The sequence below is a fragment of the Nesterenkonia sp. F genome, assembly GCF_000220985.1.
Classification (GTDB): Bacteria; Actinomycetota; Actinomycetes; order Actinomycetales; family Micrococcaceae; genus Nesterenkonia.
Genome location: NZ_AFRW01000079.1, coordinates 40,642 through 61,271, shown reverse-complemented (window position 1 = coordinate 61,271; position 20,630 = coordinate 40,642). Strand labels below are relative to the sequence as shown.

General features: G+C 65.6%; 19 protein-coding genes and 1 pseudogene. 9 read left to right on the top strand and 11 right to left on the bottom strand.

The window, feature by feature from the left end; translation table 11 throughout:
- Positions 1-88: 88 nt before the first annotated feature.
- The 4 genes from GU5_RS0106625 to GU5_RS17015 all read right to left on the bottom strand — a co-directional run bounded on the left by GU5_RS0106625 (position 89) and on the right by GU5_RS17015 (position 2,431).
- Entirely contained in the window at positions 89-655 is a 567-nt protein-coding gene (locus GU5_RS0106625) for a putative toxin-antitoxin system toxin component, PIN family (protein ID WP_010524799.1), read from the bottom strand.
- Between the two features lie 3 nt (positions 656-658).
- Complete coding sequence (locus GU5_RS0106620; protein WP_010524798.1) at positions 659-1,147, bottom strand: helix-turn-helix domain-containing protein; 489 nt, start codon at positions 1,145-1,147, stop codon at positions 659-661.
- A gap of 91 nt (positions 1,148-1,238) precedes the next feature.
- Positions 1,239-1,892, bottom strand: coding sequence for an NUDIX hydrolase (locus GU5_RS0106615; RefSeq protein ID WP_010524797.1), 654 nt, complete (start codon positions 1,890-1,892; stop codon positions 1,239-1,241).
- A gap of 203 nt (positions 1,893-2,095) precedes the next feature.
- A complete protein-coding gene (locus tag GU5_RS17015) occupies positions 2,096-2,431 on the bottom strand; it encodes a hypothetical protein (protein WP_010524796.1) in 336 nt (111 codons plus the stop codon).
- A 225-nt stretch (positions 2,432-2,656) separates the two neighbouring features.
- Between GU5_RS17015 and GU5_RS16305 the strand changes: the two genes are divergently transcribed.
- The gene (locus tag GU5_RS16305; RefSeq protein WP_010524795.1) at positions 2,657-3,748 is read left to right on the top strand and encodes a TM2 domain-containing protein; all 1,092 of its coding nucleotides are present in this window, start codon (positions 2,657-2,659) and stop codon (positions 3,746-3,748) included.
- Positions 3,749-3,958: 210 nt separating this feature from the next.
- Positions 3,959-5,161 carry an ATP-binding protein gene (locus GU5_RS0106600; RefSeq protein ID WP_029514082.1) on the top strand — a complete coding sequence of 401 codons (1,203 nt, stop codon included), beginning with the start codon at positions 3,959-3,961 and terminating at the stop codon, positions 5,159-5,161.
- 55 nt (positions 5,162-5,216) lie between these two features.
- Here the strand turns inward: GU5_RS0106600 and GU5_RS0106595 are convergent, their stop codons facing one another.
- Positions 5,217-6,566: an MFS transporter gene (locus tag GU5_RS0106595; RefSeq protein ID WP_139084351.1), complete on the bottom strand. Its 1,350-nt coding sequence runs from the start codon at positions 6,564-6,566 to the stop codon at positions 5,217-5,219.
- Positions 6,567-6,820: 254 nt separating this feature from the next.
- On the opposite strand from GU5_RS0106595, the gene GU5_RS0106590 reads away from it, so the two are divergent.
- Both GU5_RS0106590 and GU5_RS0106585 read left to right on the top strand, forming a co-directional pair.
- Positions 6,821-7,438: a PadR family transcriptional regulator gene (locus tag GU5_RS0106590; protein ID WP_010524792.1), complete on the top strand. Its 618-nt coding sequence runs from the start codon at positions 6,821-6,823 to the stop codon at positions 7,436-7,438.
- The gene (locus GU5_RS0106585) at positions 7,435-9,288 is read left to right on the top strand and encodes a sulfatase (RefSeq protein WP_010524791.1); all 1,854 of its coding nucleotides are present in this window, start codon (positions 7,435-7,437) and stop codon (positions 9,286-9,288) included. The genes GU5_RS0106590 and GU5_RS0106585 overlap by 4 nt, the downstream gene beginning before the upstream one ends.
- Positions 9,289-9,343: 55 nt before the next feature.
- Here the strand turns inward: GU5_RS0106585 and GU5_RS14390 are convergent, their stop codons facing one another.
- On the bottom strand, positions 9,344-11,353 hold the full coding sequence (locus GU5_RS14390) for a lamin tail domain-containing protein (protein WP_139084350.1): 2,010 nt from the start codon (positions 11,351-11,353) through the stop codon (positions 9,344-9,346).
- Positions 11,354-11,656: 303 nt separating this feature from the next.
- Here GU5_RS14390 and GU5_RS0106575 point away from each other — a divergent pair, with 303 nt between their 5' ends.
- From GU5_RS0106575 to GU5_RS0106565, 3 genes are all read left to right on the top strand, one after another.
- A complete protein-coding gene (locus GU5_RS0106575) occupies positions 11,657-12,703 on the top strand; it encodes a restriction endonuclease (RefSeq protein ID WP_010524789.1) in 1,047 nt (348 codons plus the stop codon).
- Between the two features lie 75 nt (positions 12,704-12,778).
- Complete coding sequence (locus tag GU5_RS0106570; protein ID WP_010524788.1) at positions 12,779-13,096, top strand: nucleotide pyrophosphohydrolase; 318 nt, start codon at positions 12,779-12,781, stop codon at positions 13,094-13,096.
- Positions 13,083-14,897 (top strand): DUF2075 domain-containing protein, encoded by a 1,815-nt coding sequence (locus GU5_RS0106565; protein ID WP_010524787.1) that lies wholly within the window; start codon positions 13,083-13,085, stop codon positions 14,895-14,897. Before GU5_RS0106570 ends, GU5_RS0106565 begins: the two co-directional genes overlap by 14 nt.
- 40 nt (positions 14,898-14,937) lie before the next feature.
- Here GU5_RS0106565 and GU5_RS17865 read toward each other — a convergent pair whose 3' ends face one another.
- From GU5_RS17865 to GU5_RS17860, 3 genes are all read right to left on the bottom strand, one after another.
- Positions 14,938-15,609: an RES family NAD+ phosphorylase gene (locus tag GU5_RS17865; protein WP_369750463.1), complete on the bottom strand. Its 672-nt coding sequence runs from the start codon at positions 15,607-15,609 to the stop codon at positions 14,938-14,940.
- Between the two features lie 374 nt (positions 15,610-15,983).
- Positions 15,984-16,928, bottom strand: coding sequence for a sce7725 family protein (locus GU5_RS16715; protein WP_083830343.1), 945 nt, complete (start codon positions 16,926-16,928; stop codon positions 15,984-15,986).
- Positions 16,929-16,936: 8 nt separating this feature from the next.
- Positions 16,937-17,644: a sce7726 family protein gene (locus tag GU5_RS17860; RefSeq protein WP_369750461.1), complete on the bottom strand. Its 708-nt coding sequence runs from the start codon at positions 17,642-17,644 to the stop codon at positions 16,937-16,939.
- 484 nt (positions 17,645-18,128) lie between these two features.
- On the opposite strand from GU5_RS17860, the gene GU5_RS17250 reads away from it, so the two are divergent.
- On the top strand, positions 18,129-18,347 hold the full coding sequence (locus GU5_RS17250) for a hypothetical protein (protein WP_010524785.1): 219 nt from the start codon (positions 18,129-18,131) through the stop codon (positions 18,345-18,347).
- A 38-nt stretch (positions 18,348-18,385) separates the two neighbouring features.
- Here the strand turns inward: GU5_RS17250 and GU5_RS17580 are convergent.
- Positions 18,386-18,641: pseudogene (locus GU5_RS17580) on the bottom strand (VOC family protein); the annotation flags it as partial.
- A 120-nt stretch (positions 18,642-18,761) separates the two neighbouring features.
- Entirely contained in the window at positions 18,762-19,304 is a 543-nt protein-coding gene (locus tag GU5_RS17010; RefSeq protein ID WP_010524784.1) for a hypothetical protein, read from the bottom strand.
- Positions 19,305-19,847: 543 nt separating this feature from the next.
- On the opposite strand from GU5_RS17010, the gene GU5_RS0106545 reads away from it, so the two are divergent.
- A complete protein-coding gene (locus GU5_RS0106545) occupies positions 19,848-20,627 on the top strand; it encodes an SDR family oxidoreductase (protein ID WP_010524783.1) in 780 nt (259 codons plus the stop codon).
- The last annotated feature ends 3 nt before the right edge of the window (positions 20,628-20,630 follow it).

Genomic DNA, 20,630 nt, shown 5'->3' with positions numbered 1-20,630 from the left:
GTGCGGGCCAGCCGGAAGCATGGCTCACCATGGCGCATCCGTCGGCATCTCCGCGTCGGCTTCGCGGTGCGGCGGTGTCAGGCGCTTCTCAGCGACGATCGGCGTCCAGGCGCTTCAGTTCCGTGGCGAAGAGCGGCAGCAGGCCGGGGCCGTGGAGAAAGTCCAGGTACTCGTCCCAGGTCTTCGGAGGATTCCTCATGGCGCCGACGGTGTCATGCGTGACCTGCAGGACGCCTTCCGGGTGCAGGTCCAGCTGGTCGAGGAGGAAATCGTCCGGCGATCGGACGTCGATCTCGTACGGGTCGACTGAGGCGGTGGGGAAGTCCTTCCCGTTGAAGGTGACGATGAGTTCGGCATTCGCTCGGACTGCTGCGGCGAGCACGTGTCGATCCTTCTCATCATTCGTCATCGCCGGGATCAGGTTGGAGTAGTCCTCGACGAGTGCGTCGGGGAAATGATCGTGCATCGTCGAGACCCGTCGACGTGCCTGCTCGGGCGTCAGCCCCAGCTGTTCGATGAGGTTCCGCTCGACCTCCGCGAGGATCTCCTGGGACCACAGGATCCGGAAATGTCTCGCATCGGCCATGCGCAGCAGAAGGTCGGTCGTCGCCATGGGGACGAGCACGCACGCGTCGACGAGGACAGGGAACGCCACGGGTCACCTCGTGGCGGTCGACCCAGGCTGGGTGAAGTAGGTGCCCTCGTCGGTCTCGTCAGCGGTGAGCGCATCCAGGGCCTGACGCCGATCGTGCCGGGCGCGGTTCTCGTACTCGATGAGATCCTCGAGCTTCACGCGTCGGTGCCGGCCGACTTTGGTGAAGGGGATGTCTCCTCGCTCGAGCAGCTTGACCAGCGTCGGTCGCGACATGCCCAGGTGATCCGCCGCCTGCTGGGTGGTCAACTGAACGTTGGTGGGTACGACGGAGACACCACGACCGGCCGACAGCGATTCCACGATGTGGGTGAGCATCGCAAAGACATCAGCAGGGATCTCCTGGCGCTCTCCTGTGGGGGACACCAAATACGGGGCCTGGCGCCCTTCGGCGGATGGAGCGCCCTGCAGGAACTGCGCAAGTTTCTTGACCTCGTCCTCATGGATGGGGTTCGGCGCCACAGTGGTGCGTTCGCGGGCGGGTGCGGTCATCATGTCTTCAGGATACGTCTCCGTCGAAATATTCGAAACCGCTCGGCGTCGGGAATTCCCTCCCGGTGCGAGGTGAGAAGGCCCGCCGTGCGTCTCACGGCGCGATGCCGCGCGGCTGGTGCTCCCACGGCGCCCGCGCGTCGCGCATTGTGCCGGCCCCGGTGCGCACCGCGTGCAGCGCCAGCACGGCGGCGACTGCGCTGGGATTGTGGATCTCGCCGCGCAGCACCGCCGCGACGGCCTGGGTCAGCGGCACCCAGGTCGGCACGATGCCGGCCTCCTCGCCCTCACGGGTGTGGAGGTCCGCGTCCGGTACTGAGGAGATCCCCTCGGCCAGGTAGATGCGGATGCCTTCGTTCGACGCGCCAGGGGTGGTGAAGTAGTCGACCAGCGTGTGCCAGGTCTCCGCCTGCAGGTCGGCCTCCTCGGCCAGCTCGCGCTGGGCGCACTCGAGCATCGGCTCGCCGTCGACGTCGAGCAGACCCGCCGGGATCTCCCAGAGCTGCATGCGCACCGGGTGGCGGTACTGGCCGATCAGCAGCACCCGGTCCTGCTCGTCCACCGGCAGCACGGCGACGGCGCCGGGGTGGGAGAGGTAGGCGCGGGTGAGCTGCTGATCGTCGTCGAAGGTGAAGGTCTCCTCGACCAGGTCGAAGATCGGCGCGGCGCGCAGCGTCTCGCGCGCGGTCACCGGCACCTCGACGGGGGAGTCGGCCGGGGCGGGGGAGTGATCCTGGGGAGTGGTCATGCCTCACTGTAAGCAGGTCGAGGACGTCGGGTGGAAGTGTCCCAGGGGCGCAGGGCCATGTCGCCGAGGATGCCGAGGCCGAGGATCAGCACCAGCGCGGCGATGGAGGTCAGGCCGTCAGTCTGGGCGCGGGCGAGCTCGCGCGAGTCTTCGGCCAGTTCGGTGGCCTGCGTGACCTGCAGTTCGAGCAGGTCGGCGGTGTGTCAGCCGTTGGCCACGGCCTGCTGTGGCGCTCCGGAGACGCTCTCCTCGTTGAGGTCCCGGATGCTCTGAGCGGACTCGATGTCCGCGGTCCAGCTGAGATCGTCGTCGCCGGCGTCGTCCCATGGAGCCGTGCTGAAGAAGACGACGGCGAGCACCACGGCGACGGTGGTCAGCCAGACGGTGCGGACCAGCCGCACCAGCGGCACCGTCCGGGAATGATGCTCAGCGGCGGAACTCGTCGATGCCGTCGGCTGTCCCGACGACTCGGGCCCGGGATACGGCCCCGGGTGCTGAGCGTCGGGCGTGTCCTGGGGATTCTGCGGCGATGCCGTCATAGTTGCTCCTCACAGTGCGCATGGTGTGCCCCGCACCGTACGGCCGACCGCTGACACACCGACCGCCCGGCATCGTGGACCAGCTGCGTCGGAATCCGTGTCAGTGCCCATCCGTAGCGTGATGCGGACCGTTCGAGGACAGAGCTCGACGGTCGGCAGGTTCGTCGCCACCCATCGCCGCGACGAGGGGGCCTGCCGTCATTCGCACCGATGTGAGGAGACCTCATGACTCAGCACCCGCCCCAGTATCCGGGCGCCGCGCCCACGGCGCCGCGCAAGTCCTTCATCGCCACCTGGCTGCTGTCCTGGCTGCTGGGAGGGCTCGGCATCGACCGGTTCTACCTGGGCAAGGTCGGCACCGGCCTGCTCAAGCTGGTCACCTTCGGCGGCCTCGGCATCTGGTACCTGATCGACCTGATCATGGTGCTCGTCGGTGCCACCCGGGACAAGCAGGGCCAGCCGCTGGACGGCACCCGGCCGGCGCATGTCGTCGCCTGGGCGGTGACGGGCTTCTTCGTGGTGGTCGGGGCCATCTCCGGGATCGTCATCGGCGCCACCACCGCGCAGGTCGCCGAGGACGTCGCCTCCGACGTCGAGGCCGAGGCCGACGCCGGCGGCGCGGACGCGCAGGACCAGGCCACTGAGGACGAGGCCACCGACGATGGCGGCTCTGAGGAGGCGTCGTCCGACGACGCGGCCGCAGAGGAGGCCGCAGAGGAGGGCTCCGAGCAGTCCGCCGAGCAGGAGAGTTCCGACGACGGCGACGCGGCCTGGATCACCGAGGAGTACGGCGAGTTCGACGCCGTCCAGGAGTCGGGCTCCGGTGACAGCGTGATCTCGCTGCGCGAGGGCGCGACCGGCGGCATCGTCACCGCCGAGCACAGCGGCTCGGGCAACTTCTCGATCGCCGTGCTGGACGAGTCCAACCAGTCCACCGGTGAGCTGCTGGTCAACACCATCGGTTCCTACTCCGGCGACTCGGCCTGGGGCATCTCCGCGATGTCCGAGGGCACCTCGCTGGAGATCTCCGCCGACGGCGACTGGAGCCTGCAGCTGCAGCCGTTCACCGCGGCCGAGGCGATGCCGGAGTCGGGCTCCGGCGACGGCGTCTACCGCTACGACGGCGACGCCGGCACGCTGCACGCCACCCACGACGGGTCGGGCAACTTCACCGTCTCCGAGGACACCGGCAGCGCGTTCGAGCTGGGTCTGCTGATCAATGAGATCGGCACCTATGACGGCTCGGTCGCGCTGCAGGAGGGGCCGTCGCTGATCACGGTCTCCGCCGACGGGAACTGGACGCTCGAGGTGGAGTGAGCACGTCCTGACAGCAGCGGCGCCGCAGGCGTCAGCGCAGGAATCGGCTCCGCCGGTGCCCCAGATGATTCTGGGATGCCGGCGGGCCGATGTGCCTCCAACACAGCGGCCGTCATCACCACTGGCGCCCGCTGACGAGCTCGTCTTATGAAGTTTAGGGGACTTTATCTGTCGGAGATAAAGTCGGATAACTTTGATAAGACCCAGTGCATGGACTCACTCAGCAACCCGTATACGCCCAATGCCGGCGCGGAGCCACAGGCTGTCGTCGGTCGTGATGATCAGCTGAAGCAGTTCGTCATGTTGCTGGCGAGGCTGGCGCGGCGGTGTACCGAGCAGTCCATGATCATCACTGGTCTGCGCGGGGTGGGGAAGACCGTCCTGCTGCATCAGTTCCGGGGCAAGGCGCTGGCCCAGGATTGGGCTGTCGTCGAGATGGAGGTCCAGAAGCATGACGAGGCGGCCTTCCGCCGCGTGATCTCCGCCAGGCTGCGGACAGCGCTGCACGAGCTGTCCCCGAAGGCGCAGTGGACCGATGCCTTCAAACACGCAGTCTCAGTTCTGAAGTCGTTCACTCTCTCGGTGGATCCCGAGGGGCAGTGGACGGCGGGTCTGGACGTCGAGCCGGCAGAGGGCTTCGCCGACCACGGTGATCTCTCCATGGATCTCACCGACCTCCTGGTCGCTGTGGGGGCAGCGGCACAGGACAAGGGCCGGGGTGTTGTCCTGCTGGTCGACGAAGTCCAGTTCCTGGAGTCGTACCAATTCGAAGCGCTGATCGCTGCTCTGCACAAGACCATCCAACGCAAGCTGCCCATCACGATGGTCGGCGCCGGCCTGCCGCAGGTCGCCGAGCTCGCCGGAGACGCCAAATCGTACGCCGAGCGTCTCTTCAAGTTCCCGGAGATCGGCTATCTGGATGAGGACGATGCTCGGCTGGCGTTCAGCGAGCCCGCGGCCGACGAGGAGGTCACCTTCGAGGCCGCGGCACTGGACCTCGCGTTGGAGATCACCGGGTGCTATCCCTACTTCATCCAGGAGCTCGGGTACGCCATCTGGGAGTCGGCGAGCACGTCGCCGGTGACAGCAGACGATGTGCGCGAGGCCTGGCCTCTCTACGAGGGGAAGCTGGACAGCTCCTTCTTCCGCGTGCGGCTCGATCGTGCAACAGCTCTCCAACAGGCCTACCTCCGCGCGATGGCGGAGCTCGGCCCGGACGCCCAGCGCGTGGCGGATGTGGCTGGTGTCATGGGGCGTACGTCGCAGAACATCGCTCCCACTCGCAAAGCCCTGATCGATACCGGGCTTCTGTATGCGCCGAAGCATGGGTATGCCGCATTCACGGTGCCGCACTTCGATCAGTTCATGCGTCGCACGATCCCTGAACTGAAGGTTCCTGCTCCGCGTCGATGAGGTCGATGAGGTCGATGAGGGGGACTCCTCTGTGCGCCGCAGAGGGGAGAACGGATCAGTCGTCGACGTCGGCGTCTGCCCGGCGCTGCATCGCCCGGTCGCGCTGGGCGTTGAGCAGTCCGGCCATGCGGACGCAGTCGCGGGGGTAGGTGCGGTGGAGCAGCCCGAGCACCAGGGCATTGACGATCATCATCACGCCGAGGACCCAGAAGAATACGCCCTCGATGCTCAGCACCTCGGCCAGCTGGCCGGCGCCCAGCGAGAAGGCCGCCCAGGCGAGCGTCTCGAAGACGGTGATGAAGATGGCCATCGCCTGGCCGCGCTGGTGCGGTGAGATCACCGAGGAGATGATCGGCCGGTTCACCGGCGGGTTCATGCCCTGGCAGGCGCCCATCAGCGCCCAGAAGGTGGCGTAGTACCAGATCGACGTCGCCTCGGACTGGGTGCCGATCAGTGCGGCGACGGCGAAGAGCACCTGGGCGGCCTGGATGTACCAGACCCGGCCGCGGTGGGGGAGGACGTCGTCGAGCCGGGCGAGCACGGCGCCGCCGCCGAAGATGCCGGCCAGGTATCCCAGCCCGAACGGGACCAGCACGATGGAGGCGGTCGCGTTGTCGAAGCCGCGCTCGTCGACCAGGAAGGTCACGCCGAAGACGGTGATCAGCAGGTGGCCGGAGAGCATCCGCGAGAGCATCATGATCGAGAACGTCGGCACCCGGAAGAGGCTCAGGATCGAGGCCAGATCGGCTCGCTCGGACCCGCGCTTCGTCTGGTCGAGGTCTCCCAGCTCGGGTTCGGAGGCGCCGATCCCCGGGTCGCGGATCAGGACCCACTGTGCCAGGCCGGCGGCGATGGCGATCGCGCCCATCGTGAACAGGCCGATCCGCCAGCCGTCGTCGAGCTGGGTGAACAGTCCGAGCAATGGCCCGGTGAACGAGCCGATCGCTGCTGCGACGCCGTAGAGGACCGACATGGCCTGACCGCGACGCCGGTCCTCGAAGCAGTCCATGATGAAGGCGTTGGCGACGGGTGATCCTCCGACGAGCGAAGCCGCCATGAGGGTGTTGAAGACGAGCAGCATCCAGAACTCGTGGCTCAAGCCGGCCGCGACGCCGAAGAGACCGCCGACCAGTGACGTCGTCACCAGTACGAACTTCCGCGAGGTTCGGGCGGCCAGCCAGGTCCAGGCCGGGCCGGCGGGAGCCGAGGCGATCTTGCCGGCGGCGGTCATGATGCCCAGGTGACCGCTGTTGAGTCCCAGCGCGGAGGCGATCGTGGGGAAGATCGTGCTGATAGCGCTCTGCTCAGTGCTGTCGATGGCGGTGGAGCCGGTCAGGGTGAACAGGTTCCGCCATCGGTGGGGCACTGGGGCGCTGCTGGTTCTCGGGGTCGTCTCCACGCTCATGACGGGCGCTCCTCCCTCAGGGATCTTGACTCATCGCGGTGATCCATGACACAAGTTTCATGGCTATGGCACGAGACCATGTCACAAGTCGCATCCTTCGTCAACGCGATTCTGTGAAGAGCATCACGGGCGGGCGTCCTGTGTGAGCGGCGCCGGCGGCGAGCAGTTCGACTCGCCGACGTTTCGCCAGCGCATGACACTTGTGTCATGCTGTGGTGCGTGACGTGCATCATTCGACGCCGAAGAGGTCTGCGATGAAACTCGAGCATCTGCTCATGGGCGTGCTGGCCACGCGGCCGAGGACGGGCTACGACCTGAAGAAGGTCATCGACACCCAGCTGCGCTTCCTGCGGTCGAACACCCAGATGAGCCAGGTCTACCGGACGCTCGGGGCCATGGAGGACCGCGGGTGGGCCGAGCACACCGTCGAGCCGCGGCCGGGAGCCACGGATGCGAAGCGCTACGCCCTCACCGAGGAAGGCGTGACGGTCTTCCTCGACTGGCTGACGGGTCCGTACACCCCGCCGACGCGCTATGAGGATCCGGAGTTCCACGCGCGGCTGGCCTTCGCCGGCTTCATGACCCGCGAGCAGCTGCTGCACCTGCTCGACACCGAGATCTCGGTGCGCACCGAGGAGATCCGGACCTTCCGCCATCGCGACCGCACCGAGCACCGCGAGCCGGCCACGGACTTCGACGTCGCGCTGGCCGACTTCATGAACGACGCGGTGCACTACACCAACTCCGTGGCCAAAGACTCCTACGTCGCCCGGCTCGCCCGGCTGCGCGAGGTCCTGGCCACTGCCGACGATCTGGAGGCCGCGCGAGAAAGCCTGGTCCCGGAGCACTACACAGTGGAGGTGGACTCGTGAAGGCGATCATCCTGATGTTCGACAGCCTCAATCGGCACGCGCTGCCGGCCTACCGGGGCACGATGGTCGACGCGCCGAACTTCGCGCGGCTGGCGTCCTCGGCGGCGACGTTCGAGAACTTCTACGCCGGCTCGATGCCGTGCATGCCCGCCCGCCGAGAGATGCACACCGGCCGGTACAACTTCCTGCATCGCAGCTGGGGCCCGCTGGAGCCCTTCGACGACTCGATGCCGCAGATGCTGCGCGATGCGGGCATCCACACGCACCTGGTCTCGGACCACCCCCACTACTGGGAGGACGGCGGCGGGACCTTCCACACTCGGTACACCACCTGGGAGTGCTTCCGCGGGCAGGAGGGCGACCCATGGAAGGGCGTGGTCTCCGCCGGCGTCGCCGGGGCGGACTTCAAGACGGCGATTCGCGGCCAGGATGCCGTCAACCGGACCTACATGCCCACCACTGCCGAGCACACCCAGACCCGCACCGTCGACGCCGGACTGCACTTCCTCGACGTCAACGCTGCCGACGACGACTGGATGCTGCAGATCGAGCTCTTCGACCCGCATGAGCCGTTCTTCACCCATGACGATTACCGCTCCCAGCACCTGGACGCCGAGCAGATGCGCGCCGAGCGCTTCGACTGGCCGGGGTACCAGAAGGTCACCGAGTCCGAGGATCAGGCCGAGCGCGCCCGTCGCGAGTACGCCTCGCTGGTGTCGATGTGCGACGACACCCTGGGCCGCGTGCTCGACGCGATGGACGCCCATGACCTCTGGAAGGACACGCTGCTGATCGTCAACACCGATCACGGCTTCCTGCTCGGCGAGCACGGCTGGTGGGCGAAGTCCGTCCAGCCGTGGTTCAACGAGCTGGTGCACCTGCCGATGTTCCTCTGGGATCCGCGCACCGGCGGTGCCGACACCCGCCGCGGGGACCTGGCCCAGACCATCGACATCGCCCCGACGATGCTGCGCTATTTCGACCTGGAGCCGACTGAGGACATGCAGGGCCGTGACCTCGCCGTCGTCGGCCCGGACGCCGGGGGTGGAGCCAGGCAGTCCGACGACGACGGCGCGGGCGACGACGCCGGCGCAGGTCGGGGTGTCGACGCCGGCCGGGAGGCCGCCCTCTTCGGCATCCACGGCGGGCACGTGAACATCACCGATGGCCGCTTCGTCTATATGCGCTCCAGCGTCTCCGCGGAGAACCAGCCGCTGGAGGAGTTCACGCTGATGCCCACCCATATGCGCTCGCGCTTCGCCCCGGAGGAGCTCACCGACTGGGAGCCGGCCGAACCGTTCAGCTTCACCAAGCAGGTGCGCACTATGCGGATCCCGACGGCGGCCGGCTGGCTGAACTCCTGGCGACACGGCACGCTGCTTTACGACCTGGAGGCCGACCCGCGGCAGGAGCATCCGCTGCAGGACGATGAGCTCGAGCTGCGCATGGCGCGGATGCTGGTCGAGGCCCTGCGCGCCTCCGAGGCGCCGCGCAGCCAGTTCGAACGGCTCGGTATCCCGGCCGAGGGCGAGGTGACCGCCGAGCATCTGCTGGTCGCCGAGCATGCCGAGCGCGCGGCGTCGGTGGCCGAACCGCTGCCGGCCGCCGAGGCGCTGCCCGACGTCGTCGCGCGCCGGCCGCTGCCGGAGCTGCTGGCCGTCCCGGAGGGCGCGCGGGCCGTGGAGGCCTGGGCTCCGGATCTGGTGCGCACTGAGACGGTGAACGTCCCCGGCGGGGTCACTCTGCTGGATCTGGCGGCCTTCGGCGCGGTGACCGCCGCCCAGCTGCGCGGCATCGCCGAGGCGCTCGACGCCGAGTCCATCGGGGAATCGGTGAGTCCGGCGCAGTGAGCGGCGTCGGTGGTGCGCGGGGTCGAGTCCCGCACACCACCGACGCCGCAGTCGTTCAGTCGCGGGCGTGGCCGGGCGCCTGGCCGGACCGGCCCGGAGCCTCGCCCGAGCGGCCGGGCGCATCGCCGGAGCGGCCCGGCGCGTCACCCGAGTGCCCCGGAGCCTCACCGGTGTGGCCGGGCGCCTGGCCCGAGCGGCCCGGGGACTCCGGCTTTCCGGAGTCGTCGGAGTCGTCCGAGTCATCCGAATCCGGGCACGGGAACGTACCGGTGCGCAACGAGTGGTCGCCTTCATCGCCGTCGTCGGCGTAGAAGGTCGGCACCGTCCCGTCGGTGCACTGGTCGGCCGCCGCGATCGCGAAGCCTTCGTTGGCCAGGTTCTCCATGCCCTCCGGCCGCTGGTAGGAGGACTCCTCGGCGAAGGCCCCGGTGTCGTCGACGGTCAGGGTGGTGATCCGCCCGTCGCAGGCGTCGTCGCAGGCCGCCCAGAGCTGGTCGCGCTCGGCGTCGAACTGCACCTCGGCGACGACGTCCAGCGAGGGCTCGATCGTCGCGATCCGCTCGGCGGAGCCGTCCACACCCAGCGCGTAGGCGTAGATCGAGCCGGTGCCCTCGACGCCGACGACAAACAGTCCGTCGTTGTGGTCGGGGTAGGCCGCCGGGTCGTAGGCCGCTCCCGTGCTCTGATCGACGAAGCCGGCCTCGGTCAGCCACTCGTCGGGCACCCAGGTCACGCCCTCCAGGCCCTGGTTCGCGCCCAGGCCCTCGAAGTCCTCGGCGAGGTTCCACTCGTCGGTGGCCGTCAGCGTCTCGCCGTCGCCGCCGCCGAGCTCGTAGCGCAGCACCGAGGGGCGGCTGACCGACCCGGCGTCGTTGTCGCGCTCGCTGGCCGCGTAGACCGCGCCCTCGCCGTCCATGGTCACGCCTTCGGCATCGACCGTGCCCTCGTGGTCCGGGTAGCCCAGCGTGCGGCCTGCGGCCCAGCCCTCGACCGGCCGCCAGGTGCCGTCCTCGTGCTCGGTGAGCTGGAAGAGCGTGCCGCCGTCGTTCTCCACCGCCCACAGGGTGCCGGTGGAGTCGTCCTCGCCGGACTGGTGGTACAGCCCGCTGAGGTCCTCGCCGACCAGGTCGGCCTCATCGGCGACGGCGACGTCGGCGCCTCCCGGCCAGGACTCCACCGGGGCGATGCCAGCGCAGGAGTTGATCGCGCCGACGGTGGCCTCCCGCGTCTGCTCGAAGGCGCCGTCGCCGTCGGGGCAGCGGCCCCAGCTGGTCTCGGTGACCGCGGCGGAACCGGCCTCGGACCAGTCGGCGGCATCCAGCGCGGTCTCGCCATCCTGGACGAGCTCGACCGCCTCGGCGGAGGCGACCTCCAGGCCCTCGACCACAGTGCGCTCGCCGGCGGCCAGTGTGCCGGAGAGGTTCTGGGAGTCGACGGTCTCGCCGGTGGCGAGGCTGTTCAGCTCGGTGCCCTCCAGCTCGGCGTCCCAGCTGCCGATGTTGATCAGCTCGACGAAGCCCTCTTCGCCGGCGGAGACCTCGTTGATGGCCAGCGGCAGGCTGCAGTCGTTGGCCTCGCCCTTGGTGGAGGCGGTGGTCTGGCGGAGCTCGCCGGCGCCGTCGGGGCAGCGGGCGTAGGTGACCTCGGCGTGCTCCTGCCAGCTGGTCGAGGCCAGCAGCGTGGAGCCGTCGGCGGCGAAGAGCCGGGCGGCGTCGGGGTCGCCGAGGCCGAAGTCGAAGCCGGCCTCGCCGTCCAGCGGCTGGTCGATGACGAAGAACCCGCCCGGCTCGATCACCGAGCCCTCGGGCAGCACGTAGTCGTGGTCGTCATCGTCGTCGCGGAAGTGGAATCCGGACAGGTCGATCGGCTCCTCGCCGGTGTTGTACAGCTCGGCCCAGTCGGTGGTGTCGCCGTTGGACTCGATCTCGTTGAACACCAGCGACGACGCCGCATCGGCGGCTACGGGCGGTTCCTCGGTGCTCTGGGCGGAGGCGGCGGCCACGCCGGTGCCGGTCATGACGACGGCGGCGGCCATCGCCGCGGTGCTGCGCAAGGGGTGTCCCACAGGGCTCCTCACAGTCTCGGGTCAGGGTGCGCGGATCCTGTCGGCGGGCGGCACGACGGCACGACGGCGCGCGGCCCGGGCAGGCGGATGATCCTGGCGGAGTCTAGGGGAGCGAGGCGACGGGAAAGTGTCCGGGAGGTGAGGGAGAAGTGGCTCTGACGTGGAGCGGACAGTCGTGGTCACTGCTCGTCGAGTCAACGGACCCAGGTGTCTTGAAGCGTCGCGGTGTCATCACTCGCCCATAGACTGGCGCCGACGGCAGGTGCTGACCAGCACTGATCGATGGACCGAGAGCGAGGATCGATGACGGCTTGGGTGATGCGGGCTGGACGTCACGGCGAGGCGGAGCAGTGGTGTTTGGAGGAAGGCGTCGCCGGCGGTGGTTGGGGCGAGGTGCCCGACTTGAGCGAGTGCTCCTCGCGGGACGAAGTCCGCGACGTGGTCACGCAGTCCATGCCGCAGTCGAGTGCCGGCACGATCGCCAATCACGCGGCCCAGCTCTGGGGACTCCGCCAAGTCGAGCCTGGCGATCTGATCATCCTGCCGCGCAAGATCACCAAGACAGTGGCCATCGGTCGGTGCATCCGTGGATATGAGCACCATTCTGGCTCAATCCTGCCGCATACAGCGTCGGTCGAGTGGGTGCGCGATGACGTGCCGCGCGCCCAGTTCAAGGGCGATCTGCTCTTCACCTTGGGCGGCAGCATGACCATCTTCCGAGCGTCGCGGAACAGCGCCGAGGCTCGACTGCGCGCCATGATGGACGGGCACCCCGATCCTGGGTCCCAGAAGGCTGCGCCGGTCGCCGCGTCACCGTCAGACGCGCAGACCGACGACGAAGTCTCCGACGTGGCGCCGGAGAACTTGGGGCCGACGTTGGAGACCATTCGCGACCGCGTGCGAGTGCATGTCTCGGAGAACTTCAAGGGACACCGACTGACGCATCTGGTGGCCGCAATCCTCGAAGTCCGCGGCTTCGTCTGCGACGTTTCTCCGGAAGGTGCCGATCAGGGAGTCGACATCCTGGCTGGATCAGGACCCCTGGGACTCGATTCGCCGACGCTCATTGTGGAGGTGAAGTCCGAGGAGACCCAGGTGGCAGCTCCGGTGGTGCGTGGTCTGCAGGGCGCGATGCTGCAGAACCGCTCGGATCAAGGGCTGCTGATGGCCTGGGGCGGCATCACCAAGGACGCGCAGCGAGAGATTCGCACCGACCGGCTGACGATGCGCGTCTGGGATGCGGAGAATCTGCTGGACGAGCTGTTCGACGTCTACCCGCAGTTGCCTGAGTGGGTGCGTCGAGAGATCCCGCTGCAGCAGGCGTGGGTGCTGGCTGACGAGGTGGGGTAGGACGGACGGAGCCAATCTGGCGTCCAAGTTCATGGTCCGGACAGGTCGGCTGTCCCTGCTGATAGCGTGAATCGCGTGGATGACGTCACGCACCAGCTCAGAGACTTCGTCGCCGAACGCGACTGGAGCCAGTTCCATTCTCCAGAGAACTTGGCGAAGAGCATCTCCATTGAGTCTGGTGAGCTGCTCGAGTGCTTCCAATGGTCGGGCACCGACTATTCATCTGCCGAGGTCCGGGACGAGCTCGCAGATGTGCTGACCTATTGCCTGCTGCTCGCCGACCGTCTCCGCCTGGACCCGGAAGAGATCGTGCGGCAGAAGCTTCAGCGGACCAGAGAGAAGTACCCGGCCGACAAGTCACGTGGGCGGAGCACCAAATATGACCGCCTTTGAGATTCGCAAGTTCTCCATGCGGGAACCGCTCCCTGAGAACGACGATGCCCGACTCAAGAACTGGCCGGTCGTCTACGCGCTGAACGGCGGGAAGAAGATCTACGTAGGCGAGACTCTCAGTGCGACTAGTCGCATCCGCCAGCATCAAGCATCTGAGAGCAAACGCGAAATGCGACTGGTGCGTCTCCTCCTGCACGAGCACTTCAACAAGTCGGCGGCTCTAGACCTCGAGTCTCATCTGATCCGATGGCTCGCCGGCGATGGCAAGTATGAGGTCATCAATCGGAACCACGGCATCGTCGATGCCGATTACCACGACCGTGAGACGTATCGAGGCGAGTTCCCCGAGATCTTCGAAGCACTCCGTGAAGCGGAGATCTTCGAACGAAGCATCCCGGAGATCGAGAACTCGGACCTCTTCAAACTGTCTCCCTTCAAGACGCTGACGCCCGAGCAGGCGCTCGCTGTTGAGGACCTGCTGCGGGCCTTGCGCTCGAATGTGGAGTCAGGCACTGACCCAGGTTCGTTGGTCATCCAGGGAGACCCTGGCACTGGCAAGACGGTGGTTGCTGTATACCTGATGAAGCTGTTGAGCGACATTGCGACCGTCACTGATGAGGAGATCGCGGAAGACCTCGAAGGGGACAGTCGGTTCTCCGAGTTCTTCACCCCGGAGTTCCGGGAGGCGCTGCAAGACTTCACCATCGGCCTAGTCGTGCCGCAGCAGGCACTTCGGAAGTCCATCCAAGCCGTCTTCAAGAGAACGCCTCAGCTGTCGAAGGAGATGGTTCTCGACCCCTTCTCCTTGGGCAAGAGCGACCAGCACTATTCGCTCCTCATCGTCGACGAGACTCATCGGCTCAATCAGCGGGCCAATCAATCCTCAGGAATTCGGAACCGCGACTTCGGCGATATCAATGAGAAGCTCTTCGGAGAGGACTCGCCGAGCTACACTCAGCTCGACTGGGTTCGGCAGAAGAGTGACCACCAGGTCCTTCTCCTGGATGCGGAACAGACCGTGCGTCCCGCGGATCTCTCCCGCGAGAGAATCGATGGGCTCGTGAACGAAGCGAAGACAACGGGGAAGCACGTGACGCTGGCGTCCCAGCTTCGGCTTAACGCCGGCGACGAGTACATGCCCCATATCCGTCGACTGCTCCGAGGAGAAGAACGAGCTCCAGCTCCTGTCGGCGACTACGAGTTCTGCATGTATACCGATGTTTCCCATATGTACGCCCGGATTCGCCAGCTTGACGCTGAACACGGTCTGGCGCGTATGGCTGCCGGCTACGCCTGGGACTGGGTGACAAAGAGCGACGGCGCCGCCTACGACTTCGAACTCGACGGGGTGAAGTTCTGTTGGAACAGCACCGACGTCGACTGGGTGAACTCCCCGAACGCCTTGGAAGAAGTCGGATCTATCCATACGCTCCAGGGGTACGATCTCAACTACGCCGGTGTGATCATTGGGCCAGACCTGCGCTACGACCCCGCGACGGGACAGGTCTACTTCGACCGCTCGAACTACTTCGACACCAAAGGCAAAGAGAACAACAAGAAGCTGGGTATCCAATACACCGACGAGGATATCCTCGACTACGTGCAGAACATATACCGTGTCCTGCTGACTAGGGGGATCAAGGGCACGCTAATCTACGTGTGCGATCCTCACCTACGTGATTACATGGCACGGTATGTTCCTCGGGTGGCGATACAGAAGTTTCGTGCGGACAGGCTTCAAAGCAAGGGTGATGAGGCCTTTTTGCGCCCATTTCATGGTGAATATTCGCATCTCGAATAGATGCGGGTCGTCGAGTTCTGAAATCGCGCCATAGCGGAGACTAACCATTCGCCAAAGGTATATACTTCGATGTCTCTACTTGCACCTTGGATACTTCTCGTACTTCGACTCCAATAGCTGAAGCTTTCTCCGGGTCAAAAACGGCGAGATTAATTCCGTTACTCACGGAGCTTCCATAAAGGACCCCATCGAACCCAGTGCTCTTTATGAGTTCGCAAAGGAACTGGCTTGGCGTGTAGTCGAAATCAGTACTTTGTCGGAGCACAGGCCTGGTGAGCTCCTGTCCTAGATGCTCCAAAAGCGGCAGATCGTCATAAAGCCTTTGCACTTGATCGGAATCTTCCACGATAAAGGGAGAGGCCGTCGGCCGTGGGTCCCTTAGATCAATAAAGTTACCCGCGCCTCTCAGCTCAAACTTTGCAACACAGACTCGTTCGCCTCTGTGGGGACGAATTTCCGCAACGCCCGTGTCTGGGGTGGAGCCAAGATAGAGATAGGGGATGCCGGCCGGATTCGCTCGACCGTGCTGGGCAAGCTGCGGGGGTGGGGCTCCCATTTCGTCCGCCGTGAAAGCGGAGCTGCGGTCCAACAGGCGGGCGCGGAACCAGGACCGATCCAGGAGGGAAGGGTCGGCAATTAGATGCCCAAGCCACTCTCGAATTCGGTCAGGGTCGAGTGGATTGGGGAGGAACCATCTGTTTCGGTGAAGCATCTCCTCGCGGAGTCGTTTCCATTGCTCAAGGCCTTCACTTGCCGACCTATTCGCGGGAGAGTATAGCCGTTGATGCAGGCGTTGGTCCTGCAGTATATCCTTAAGGAGTTCAGTAGCGGAAGCCTCGTCAATCGTCGATTCATCGAACAGGCCCCAGTCGCATCGTAGAAGCTGCAGCATTGGAGAACCTGCAGGATCCTCTTCGTATACATCCAGGACCATCTCGAACCAGACGCGGAGCGTGACGGGGGAGATGACAAGTGTGTTCTCAGTGCCGCAATAGTTGCAGTAGCCAACTTTTTCGGAGCGAGATGGGATTATATCGTCTCTTAGTCCCTTGTCTCCAAAGCAGTCAGCACAGCAGAAACGGCCTGTCACGAGGAGCTGCCGTGAAATTGAGCGAGAGTTTCAACGTGGTGTTTCATGGATAGCTTCTTAACGTATCCCAGTCCGGGGAAATGCCGCCTCTGGTGGAGGTCGAGGAACTCCTCTACTGCACTGGTGCGGGTCACCTGAGACTCTTGACTGGTCACATAGTCCGCAAGCTTCGTGAGAGCTTGCGCGAACTTTCCGGCGGGGTCAGTGGGCGTATCGTTAGAGTCAGACTTAAAGTGGAGAACTTGCATCTCGTTGAGACCGGCTCTGTCGATATATGTGAGGTGGATAGCCACAGCATAAGCAGGGCCACCGCCTTCAGTATATTGATTCCCGACGGTCAGGTAATCGCCGTATCCAGAAAGTCCTCGGTCCTGATAGGTGGCGTGAAGGTCCGAAAAGAGTTCTACAGCTGGATAGTCGGCGTTTCTCTGTTGATTAAATCCATCCTGGAGGATTACAAGTTTGCTCTCCATGTTCTGAAACTGACTTCGGTAAAGAAGCCCCACCTGCCGGTCTTGGAAAATATTCGTCAGGTGCCCGCGGTGTCCGGCGAGGTGGTCCTTGATGGCGCGCCCGTCTGTGAAGCCATCATGGATGATGGCGCCACCTTCTTGGACATTCTGGGTGAGATGAACAGCTTCGTCGGTGTCAAGATCGGAGTGGAGGATCACTCCAGGCAGAATAGATCCAGATTCCTGATAGCTGTCAGTCAAGGACTTGATCGTACCGCGGTCGTCGCTGAAGTGTCCGTGGCGTGGATTCGTGACGACAAAAGCGCGCCCGCCCTTATCTTTTATGGCGTCGAGGGACCGGCGCAGACCTGTCAGGGATTCGCGTACAGGCTCGATGATCGGCACAAAGTTAGCTGCGGCCATCAGCGGGGCCAGCTCACGTACAGCCAGCAGTTCGAACTGTTTGCCTCGGAAGTAGGGGTAATACACTCTTTCTCTCAACTCCATGCTAGAGCGGATTCAGTGGGTGTGTGAAGCGCTTCGGCGAAGCGAGCCCGAGCGTTCTCCTTCAGTTCTACGGTTAGGGCGATCGCCTTCAGCGAGCTCGGAATGCTGTCTACATACTCGGCTAGGTGCGCTTGCGATCGAGTTGTTCTGAGAGTCGCAACCATCTCTCTATGCAAGGTGGCTGGCTCGAGACTACTGAATAGATCCTGCAGCGTCGTCCTGAGTCTCGTGTTCGGGACGTCAGGTACTTCTATCCCCAAGTTTCTGAGAATTGCTGCCGCTTCGTCTGCGCGAAGACTTTCGAGTATGGCTGTCGGTGTGAGACGTTCCGGGGCGTTGGTGGGTCGCCTGACAGTGTGGAGATGTTGGCGTCTCGTCAGGAGCTGGATTCCGACATCCTCCGGTGCGATATTCTGAACCTGGTCAAGATGAAGTTCGCTTGTGACAACGCAAACGGAAGCAAATACTTTTCGGTAGCTGTCGAGTTGGCTTCCTAGTCGTCCAAGTGAGTCGCGATCAGATTTAATTTCGTATGCGGTCGAAGTTCCGTTAAGTACGACAGCATCTGCTTTTGACGTCTCGACGCGCATTTCCTGAATAAGCGTAGCGGTTCTTAGTGAATGTCGCCCAAGCAGTATGCGTCTAACGAGCGCGGATCGATAAACGTAATCGTCGCGATATCCAGTATTTTGGAGCATTTTGAAGGCGGTATCAAAAGTCTGTCCAACCGTTGTGGGGCGATTGCGTTGACCTAGCAGACCAGAACGCTTGGTCAAGCGGCTAAAGAGCGCCGAGGTGCCAGACTGAGCAAGCTCTCGATAGACGGTTGGGGAGAACAGTCGAGTCAAGGCTGCAAAGTCAATGTTGTTCATTTCGGTCTCCCCTCCCCGCCGTTCGTCCGACTGTCGGATCGTGTCAGTCTAGTCTAGATGTACTGAGCCAGGACATTGGTGACCTTCGCGCCATGGGGTTGGCGCGGTGAGAGTTCCCTGGGTGGGATGTGACGCGTAAAGGCATCCGTGAACAAGTGGCTCTCGTGTCCCACCGTAAGGCCCGCACCACCGTCTACGCTCGCTGGAGGATCGTCAAGCGACACTAGCAGGGCTGGTTGCTGGCGGATATCGCCGTGGCGATGGGATTTCGCGCCGACGCGTGGCCAAGTGACTCGACCAGCACGACGCCGTGCACTCGCGCCTGCCGCGCCGCTCGCTGGCCGGACCGGAGACCCTTTGGCTGCCCGAGCTCACCGAGCGTTACCTCGCTGCCCGCGGCGACGATCGGCCGGTGCGCACCGTCGAGGCTGTGATGCCCGCCCTCGCCGAGGGCGGGATGCTCGCGCCGGAAGGCGCCGAGCTCGTCGGCCCGTCGGTCGAGGAATGGCTGGCCGGCCAGGCGCGGTGAGCGCCCGGCCCGCCACAGCCGTCACCGCTCGAGCAGCTCTCCGTCTCGGTGCCGGGCACGGTCACGGAGCCCTGGGTGCCCCAGGGATCGCGGGTGACCATGCGGCGGCCGTCGTCGTCGAAGCTCAGCCCGGCCGCGCGGTAGCGGGCAACCAGCGCATCCAGGTCCTCGCGCTGCGGCACCGTGATCGTCAGATCACCCAGCCCCAGCCGCGAGGCGCGCGGCCCGGCTGTTCCAGGTGTTCATCGCCACGTGGTGGTGATACCCGCCGGCCGAGGCGCAAAGCGCCCCGGGCAGCGAGGCCGTCGGATGCCTGCGGGGATGCGGTGCGGCAGAGACCTGGCGCCCAGCCTCCGGGCCCCGGCCGCACCGTGTTGCCGCCTCACCGCAGAGTCCACTCACCGCAGAGTCCACTCACCGCAGAGTCCACTCACCGCATCCACTCGTCTCGAACGCTACATCGGACTCGGCGATTGTCACCAGAGCCTGCCCCTCGGAGACGTTGTTGTTGGTGATGATGTCGTCGAAATCTCCGCCCGTTCCGGAGAGGCGGGCCCAATAGCAGTTGATACCGGTGACGTCGGTGCTGTACGTGCCGGCTTCGATGTCCTCGCCGACGATGTACACGCCTGTCCCCGGAATCGTGTTCTCCTCGACCTCGGTCTCCTGCGTCGAGATCTCCTCCTCGCGGGTGTCCAGGTCCTCTTCCCGGGTATCGAGGTCGGAGCTGCGGGAGTCGAGGTCGGAGGCACGGGTGTCGAGCTCCTCTTCGCGAGTGTCCAGCTCCGAGCCACGCTCGTCGGCAGCCTGCTGCTGCTCTTCGAGATCAGCAGGCGGGACCTCGACCTCTTCAGTCTCGGTCTCCGTGATCGTCTCGGTCTTGGTGACGACTTCAGGCTCTGGATCCGCGGACGCCGCGCCGCCCAGCGTGGTGCCCACGATGAAGGCCACGACCACGCCGACGACCCACGGCCACCGGCGGCGCTTCTTCGTTTCTGGCGCCGAGCCGGGCGGCGGACCCATCGGCGGCTGCGGCGGCATGGGCGGCGGCGGTCCCATCGGAGCGGGAGGACCGGGAGGCCCGGGAGGTGGTCCGGCGGGTCCGCCCGGCCCAGGAGGCGGAGGCATCTGCGCCGGCGGGCCGGGCGGCTGTCCGGGCGGGGGCGGCCCGCCGGCCGGTGGAGGTCCGGCGGGCTGTCCGGGTCCCCCGCCGGCGTCGGGCGGGGGAGACTGTGGCGGGATCGGGCGGGTCGGCTCGTCGTCGTGGGACATTCCAAGCTCCTCATCCAGGTGCGCGTGGTGATCTGCGGCGACTCGTCGGCACTCTCGGCCGCCGGGTGCGAAGCGCCGGCTGGTGGCCGATGAGTCGTGGATGTCACAGTACGCGCGGCCTCTGACACGTCGATAGTGGTGGCCGGCGGTCCTCGGCCCGACCGGAACTCTGGCCGGTAACGACCTGCGCGCATTAGCGTGGCCGCAGGACGCGCTGAGCGGATCGGCTTGTCGATCAGCCACATCATCGGGGAGGGAGCCACCATGCGGATCGCCGTCGCCGGAGCCACCGGCACTGCCGGGGTGCCGACCGTCGCGCTGGCCAGAGAACGCGGCCACCACGTCGTCGAGGTCTCCCGCTCCGCCGGCGTGGACCTGCTCACCGGTGAACGGCTCACCACCGCGCTGGCCGGCGTCGACGTCGCCATCGATGCTTCCAACCCGCGCTTGCCGGATCCCGAGGCTGATCTCGTCGAAGTCTACGCTCAGGCGACGAGTCGGCTGATCGAGGCCTGCCGCAGCGCCGGCGTCGAGCACCTGGTCTACCTGTCGATCAGCGCCATCCACGACCCGGCCTTCGACGAGTTCCCCTACTACCTGGCCAAGCGCGCCCAGGAGCAGGTCATCCACGACAGCGGCTTCCCGGCGACCATCATCGCCACCACCCAGTGGCACGAGTTCGCGATGAATCCCGCCGCAGTGACGACCGGCGACTACGAGGTCACCGTCCAGGACTGGCTGATCCAGCCGATCGCCGTCGCCGCCGTCGCTGAGGCCCTGCACGACGCCGCCCACTCGCGTCTGCCGCGCCGTTCGCTGGCCGGGCCGGAGACCCTGCGACTGCCGGAGCTCACGCAGCGCTACCTCGCCGCCCGCGGTGACGATCGGCCAGTGCGGACTGTCGAGACTGCGATGCCCGCGCTGGCCGAAGGAGCGCTGCTCGCGCCCGAAGGTGCCGAGCTCATCGGTCCCTCAGTCGAGGGCTGGCTGGCCGGCCAAGCGCAGTGAGCG

Excerpts from the sequence above, each read along its gene's own strand:
- GU5_RS0106620 (WP_010524798.1), bottom strand. The coding sequence starts at position 1,147 with ATGATGACCGCACCCGCCCGCGAACGCACCACTGTGGCGCCGAACCCC.
- GU5_RS0106615 (WP_010524797.1), bottom strand. The coding sequence starts at position 1,892 with ATGACCACTCCCCAGGATCACTCCCCCGCCCCGGCCGACTCCCCCGTC.
- GU5_RS0106575 (WP_010524789.1), top strand. The coding sequence starts at position 11,657 with ATGACGGCTTGGGTGATGCGGGCTGGACGTCACGGCGAGGCGGAGCAG.
- GU5_RS17865 (WP_369750463.1), bottom strand. The coding sequence starts at position 15,609 with ATGCTTCACCGAAACAGATGGTTCCTCCCCAATCCACTCGACCCTGAC.
- GU5_RS16305 (WP_010524795.1), top strand. The coding sequence starts at position 2,657 with ATGACTCAGCACCCGCCCCAGTATCCGGGCGCCGCGCCCACGGCGCCG.
- GU5_RS0106565 (WP_010524787.1), top strand. The coding sequence starts at position 13,083 with ATGACCGCCTTTGAGATTCGCAAGTTCTCCATGCGGGAACCGCTCCCT.
- GU5_RS0106595 (WP_139084351.1), bottom strand. The coding sequence starts at position 6,566 with ATGAGCGTGGAGACGACCCCGAGAACCAGCAGCGCCCCAGTGCCCCAC.
- GU5_RS17015 (WP_010524796.1), bottom strand. The coding sequence starts at position 2,431 with ATGACGGCATCGCCGCAGAATCCCCAGGACACGCCCGACGCTCAGCAC.
- GU5_RS0106600 (WP_029514082.1), top strand. The coding sequence starts at position 3,959 with ATGGACTCACTCAGCAACCCGTATACGCCCAATGCCGGCGCGGAGCCA.
- GU5_RS17860 (WP_369750461.1), bottom strand. The coding sequence starts at position 17,644 with ATGCTCCAAAATACTGGATATCGCGACGATTACGTTTATCGATCCGCG.
- GU5_RS0106590 (WP_010524792.1), top strand. The coding sequence starts at position 6,821 with ATGAAACTCGAGCATCTGCTCATGGGCGTGCTGGCCACGCGGCCGAGG.